This is a genomic window from Limimaricola cinnabarinus LL-001, assembly GCF_000466965.1.
Taxonomy (GTDB): Bacteria; Pseudomonadota; Alphaproteobacteria; order Rhodobacterales; family Rhodobacteraceae; genus Limimaricola; species Limimaricola cinnabarinus.
On record NZ_BATB01000112.1, the window covers coordinates 1 to 6,112 of the forward strand.

At 54.3% G+C, this 6,112-nt stretch carries 5 protein-coding genes; 1 reads left to right on the plus strand and 4 read right to left on the minus strand.

Going from position 1 to position 6,112, the window contains the following annotated elements:
• Nucleotides 1-188: 188 nt before the first annotated feature.
• Nucleotides 189-1,769: a helix-turn-helix domain-containing protein gene (locus MBELCI_RS20580; RefSeq protein WP_021695707.1), complete on the minus strand. Its 1,581-nt coding sequence runs from the start codon at nt 1,767-1,769 to the stop codon at nt 189-191.
• Nucleotides 1,770-2,392: 623 nt separating this feature from the next.
• Nucleotides 2,393-2,929 (minus strand): UPF0149 family protein, encoded by a 537-nt coding sequence (locus MBELCI_RS18130; RefSeq protein WP_081698658.1) that lies wholly within the window; start codon nt 2,927-2,929, stop codon nt 2,393-2,395.
• 361 nt (nt 2,930-3,290) lie between these two features.
• On the opposite strand from MBELCI_RS18130, the gene MBELCI_RS20845 reads away from it, so the two are divergent.
• Complete coding sequence (locus MBELCI_RS20845; protein WP_369385500.1) at nt 3,291-4,658, plus strand: DUF6538 domain-containing protein; 1,368 nt, start codon at nt 3,291-3,293, stop codon at nt 4,656-4,658.
• Nucleotides 4,659-5,150: 492 nt separating this feature from the next.
• Here MBELCI_RS20845 and MBELCI_RS18135 read toward each other — a convergent pair whose 3' ends face one another.
• Entirely contained in the window at nt 5,151-5,618 is a 468-nt protein-coding gene (locus MBELCI_RS18135; RefSeq protein ID WP_045320494.1) for a hypothetical protein, read from the minus strand.
• Nucleotides 5,615-6,016, minus strand: a complete 402-nt coding sequence (locus tag MBELCI_RS18140) for a hypothetical protein (RefSeq protein WP_021695709.1) — start codon at nt 6,014-6,016, stop codon at nt 5,615-5,617. The genes MBELCI_RS18135 and MBELCI_RS18140 overlap by 4 nt, the downstream gene beginning before the upstream one ends.
• Nucleotides 6,017-6,112: the final 96 nt, after the last annotated feature.

Genomic DNA, 6,112 nt, shown 5'->3' on the forward strand with positions numbered 1-6,112 from the left:
AACTTCGCGACACGACCCCGGATGCCGCTACGGACCAGTCAGAAGCTCCGCTCAGACAGCTATGGCCACCTGTTGCGCTGCGTTGCTTCTGCCATGGTGGAACCTTCCGCTCCTCGACTTGCTGGGGTCCTGACCCGGCAAGCATCATCACTGGTTGCCAACCCCAAAAAAACAGCATCGCGATGTGGCTAGTCTTCTTCGCGATTACTCTGCACAAGCTTCCAGCCGCCATACTTGGAAATTACCGTATTCTTTTCAGACCTCCTCCACGAGTAAAGCGTGGCTCTACTCACATCGAGATGCGCTGCAATTTCATCAATTGGAACACCTTCAGCAACGTACTTAGTGAGCAGTTTGACCCTTTCCTCGGTCATCCTAATTCTCCGCCCTCGCGCGTCAGCTTCCGTGCCTTCAAACCGGACCCAACTAAGTATTTGATGGCCATATCGCTGGAACGATGATTCCTTCCACCCCTTACTGAACTTATCGTTCAATTCCCGACCAACATCATAGGCACTCACCAATGGATCATTGCGCAGCAAATCATCAACAAATGCAATAGTCTTCTGTCGCCTAACTATAGCCTGAAAAGACATAATAGTGCTCATCTGCGGAAAATGATTGAACACTTGAACCCCACCCTTTTCCTCTCGGATCAATCCAAGCCCCTTCAGCAACAAGAACGATTTTTTGTCGCAATACTCAAGAACCTTAGCGGCATCAATGGCGCCTGCTCCGATTTCGAATTTCGAAGTCAATCGCAAATACACATCAAGCACGCGAGCGTATGGCACTAACGGAAAGAAGTCAGAACCACCACTCACCTGAAGGGCATGCACTTCACTTATTAGAGCGTCGTAAGTTGCACGCTCCGCACCATCTGGAGCATTCAACATCCTGAGTAAAACATGACCCGGCGCCTCAAGCCTGCATTTTGAAGCTTGCGCTGCAATAGGTCGAAATGCGCCTCGCTCTGCAACCACCAGCCCCGCAGCGGCAAGAGTCGCGAGGTCTTTCTGGTCCGACGACTGTAACTGCAGATAAATAAGCTCACGAACCAGGTCAGAAAATAGTTCCATTTTTGGGGCAGATCGCTTTGGCGACAGACTCCGCACAGACTGAATGGCCCTACCTATTGCTGTCTTCGCGTCTCCGACCTCAACTCTTCTAATCTCGATCCAGTTTTTTCGCACGTTCAGCTTGGCGAGCACTCCGGACGCTTCAGAGCCATTGCTGCGACTCGCCAACCAACCCGAGTAAGTTCTCGGAAAAGTACCAGAAAGGGCCGAGCCCTTCCTCCAATCCCCCACAATGACGGTCCGTAGCTCAGGATGACGGAAACCAATATCAGAGTCGTCCCAAGCGGCGCTCTTCAATCCCTTCTTGACACCCCTAACTGAAATCCTTGGTAATAAATTACCATCTTGACCAAGCGAACCCTCCCTTTCAGTATTCGCCTCTTCTATATATCGCTTCTCGATCGGCCTTGGAGAAAAATACTCATAGTAGTGGTGCCCATGCTGCAATAGACAACCATGCTCCTTCAAGACAACCTCAGCCTGACGAATCTCGATCTCCACCTCGACATCCCCGCTTCCGGTCCTTAACGCAACTATATCAACACCAAATGAAGCGTTCATTCGAATTTCAAACTCGCCGTCAGCGTGATTTGCGGTCGGCCAGATTTCAACAGTTGCAATTCTTTTATCAAGCGGCGGTGGAATGAAATCCGCCTGATAGAATTGGTACCTCGGGCTATCGTCAGACATCTATGCGAACCTCACCTGCAGGGCTGGATACCTACGTATCACTGCCAATGACGCCCTGTCTATTCGGATAACCGACAAGTAGCCCCAACAGCCACTGCATGATCCAGCCAGGGCCCGCGGGTATCAATTAGTATCACCTGTTCGACAAATACGATTCAGGTTCTGTACTTCCTACCGACTTGTTAGGGCACAGATCAGCCGCACTGATCGAAGTTGGACTATAGGGCTGCAACTGTCCACTTTCTCACATGTCAGCCCGATAGGTCCTCCCCCAGACGGACGACAGGCGTTGCTCATGACCACCCCACATTTAGGGGCGATAGTCTCAGCTGCAGTCGCCCACCATGGATCAGGCTCGGATCGTGGCGCCGCCTCTCTACCCGCACCCGAGCCTATTAGGTCTCGGATGCATGGTGAAGCTGCAAGCCCCGGCCAAGTCCTTCGCACTCGCGTGAGAGCAGCTAACAATTCAATGATCGCCCAGACCTCATCGTGATCAACGTGTGTGGAGAACGGCTTCGAACTATAAAAGATGCTAAGATTATCAAAACTTTACATTGCGATGAGAAAGCTGGCGGACGAGGTGCTGTGCGATGCCTTGCCTGCATTTCGAACGCCATGATTTACTGGTGCCTCAGGCGCCATAAGCATTGGTGGATCTTCGGCACCGCCCTAGGGATAGACTCAGCTGCCGCATCGAGGGCAGCTGCAACCTCGCCCTCATCCACACCGAACATCAGCTGCCCCTCTTCATCCGCGACATGCATGAGTATAGGGGTCATTTGTTCTGCACCCTCATCTGTGCTCATAAGCTGATCCCACAGTTCGAGCCGTAGCTTCACCCCCTCCATGAAGCCCTCACACCAGTCCATCGCGATAGGGTTACCCTCAGAGTCTTCCCAAAAGATCGGTTCAATGTATGGCGGCGTGGACGCTAGATTATTTCGGCGACGAGAAAGGCGTCGCTTAACTATCTCCACAATCTCTTTGGGAACTCGCCGCACTTCGCCGAGCGCGATGGGGAGCCATTCATCTTCAGCAATCTCCTCTGGGACGCAAGCGAGGGATGTTAGGAAGCCGTCGAGGTCAGAGATCATCATGCATTCATCCGGACTGTCATCCGAACTGAGATAGACATCTAAGGTGTTTAGGTCGGTCATGTTCAAACTCTAGCGCTGTGGGGACTCAGATGAAGGATATTCCCCCCATTGCTTGGCACCCAGACATACCAGCTGACAGCACATCGAAGGCCAACAAGGGCGACCGTGTGTGGTAAGCGTGTGGGGCGGGGTGGGCCGACCCATGTGATTTCACCTTGATAAACAAGGATTTAGCCTAAGCACACTCAGGTGGCGGAGGAGGTGTCATTCACTGCCTTGGAGGCCCCCGCACAAGATGCTGTTTTATAAGGATAATAGTTTAGGCCGCGCGAGGGTGAATCCATAACGTGTCCCATCTTGTGTCCCAACACTTCACTCTGTAATGAACGGCAGGTGACAGGTGAGCATGGGCGGGACAGAAATGGCAGAACGGGCAAGTCGGTACCTTGAGCAGCGCGGGACCACTTGGCACCTACGAATGCGGGTCCCAGCTCGCTACCATGCCGTGGAAAAGCGGAAGCTGATCAAACAAAGCCTTTACACCGACAGCAAAACTGAAGCGGAAGCAATCAAAGGTAAGATCCGGCAAGAAATATTGGTTGAGCTTGACCGCCGGCTCGCTGGTGACAAGGCGACGGCCGACCCTTCCTTTGATAACGTTGTAGCACTCGCAAAGGCTCGGGGAGTGGCCTATCGAACATCGGCCGAACTCGCAGCAGGACCTGCCTCAGAGCTGATGGGCCGACTAAAGAAGCTGATGACCGAAGATCCATCAGCCACCCGGCAAGAACTTATTTCCGCAGAACTTGGAGGCATTGATCGTCCCCAAGTATTGATCTCAGACCTTCTGCGGGAGTACGAAGAAACAAATCGTGCTCGCCTCTCTCGCAAGAATGATGATCAACTTCGCCGGTGGAGAAATCCTTACAAGCGGGCGATAAATGATTTGAGATCCGTACTCCCCAACAAGCAAGCAGTTGAGATAACGAGACAGGAAGCCTTGCAGCTCGAGGCTATCTATTTAGACCGAGTCGCAGAAGGAGAAATCTTGGCGGCTACAGCCAACAAGAGGCTTGGCCATTTGCGGACTCTCGTGCGCGCGCATTGCAAGAGACATCAACTTATTGACAACACCTCGTTTGAGAACCTTTCAGTCTCAGGCGGCCGCGAACCCAGAAAGAGGAAAGAGTGCAGCGAAGCTTGGATCTTGGAAAATATCTTGTCGCCAAGCTTACTTTCCAGAACGAATTCTGAAATTCGTGATGTGCTGATCATCATGTCCGAAACCGGCGCCAGCCCATCCGAAATTACCGGCGCTTTGCCTAATCACTTCCGCCTAAACGACCCGATCCCTCATATAGAACTTAGACAAGAAGGACGGGATCTCAAAAACAAGTATCGTGTTCGAGATCTTGTTTTGACGCGTCCAGCCTTGGAAGCCGCTCGCCGGCACCCAGAAGGATTTCCGAGGTATCGTGGCAAACCAGGATTTTCCGACGCTGCAAATGGGTTCCTTAGGGAAAACAAACTTCTCCCGACCCCTGAACACACTGTCTATTCACTTCGGCATGCTTTTCAGGGCCGACTGCGACGTGCTGGAGGCATAGATCAATTCTATCAAGCACGCATGATGGGACACGATCCGAAACACGTTATCAAGCGTGAGGTATATGGCGACGACCTTACCTTGGAAGAACGCATGGCCGTCATGAATATAATTCGACTCGACACCTCAGAAGAGGAGAGAAGAAAGGCAAAAGCAGCTTTAATGGGTTCGACCAGATCCTAAGCCGCGCTCGGGCTGCTGCCCGCGATCCTGAGCGCTCTCGCAAGCGCGTCTTCTCGCGACGTAAGGTTCGCAACTTCTCGCTCCATGGCTTCAAATATCGGCAAATAGTTTCGACCATGCAGGGCGACTACGAGCGCAGCATAATCGCGAACCTTAATAGCCTCTGCCAACGTGTATTCCATGGATTTGGACCCCTGATCGTGAGGTCAGGAGATCCGTTCGTAAAAAGTTATCCACAGGCCGAAAAGTTGGAGAATATTCGAGCACTGTCCATTTCGTATCTTTTTTGTCACACCGCATTCGAGAACAGGCGCACAGAGAACGTGACCCAAATATTCTCCGCCGATCGAGTGAAGCATTGTGACGAGGTAGGCACACCGATCGGATAGCAGTAGGAGCGCTTCGGCACGCCCGCCCGCCGTGATCCAGCTGTGGATCTTGAGCCTTGCGAACCTCAGGCGGCAGCGCCCTTCTCAGAACGCTGCCGCTGGATCAGGTTTCGAGAAGAGCCCGAGCATCACGCAGCGCACGAGCCCCAGTCGTTGCCGCCAGAACCGTATCGGTAAGAGAGGCAATCTCTCTCCGAGCCTGCGCAAGCGGCAGGATATCAGGCTCTCGGTGAGTGGCCTCGTAGCCGCCACGCACATGGTTGTCATCGCCATGCCAGTACCGGTGCGTGCCAGCCTCGATCCGGTCGTCCAGCACGTCCATGAAAGCGCGGAGATCACCCGAGACTCCCTCGTCGAGGATCGCGCCCCGGGCAAGTCTTTGTGCCAAGTATTGCGCGAAAGCACGGTCTCTGGGCAGCAGGACAGGGAGCACGGAGGCTTCCAGTAGGGACGCCACAGTGTGCGCCTGCGCCAGTGCAACGGCAACGAGTCGCGTAACCAGATCCGGTGTCATTGGGGTGCCGTCCACCAGATTGGACAAGCCGAGACGGTGATGGATGGGCCCGTTCATGTCGCCGCCCTCTCGGGATCGCGTAGACTGGACGCGACAGCGTCTCTATAGGCATCGATTGCAGCGCTAAGCCCGTCGGCCAGCAGACAGACTTCGTCGACTCGGGGGTCCGCGGGGTCGATGAGTGCAAGCCTCGGAGTCTCGTGGCGCGTGGGGGCGTGCACGTGCCCCAGCATCAGCAAATCGCGCAGGTCGTCGAGCAGCCGCAGCGTGCGCCGCGATACCTGGCCTGCCCCTGCAAGCCCGTCGAGCGCCGCCTGTGCGAGGCGCAGGCCCGGCCTGTCTCCCAGCCAGTCGGCGGTATCGAGCAGGGCATCGCGGTGATCTTCGACGAACTCGCGCAGCTCGCCAGCCGGCGCCAGACGAGTAGTATCGGAAAATTGGGTGATGTCGAACATGGGTACTCCCGTTTCTGGGTTTCCGGCTCAGTGCCGGGTCAAGCTCGTCCGCCCACCTCTTTTGCTATTCGCCGTCGCCTCCTCTTTCTGTCCCGG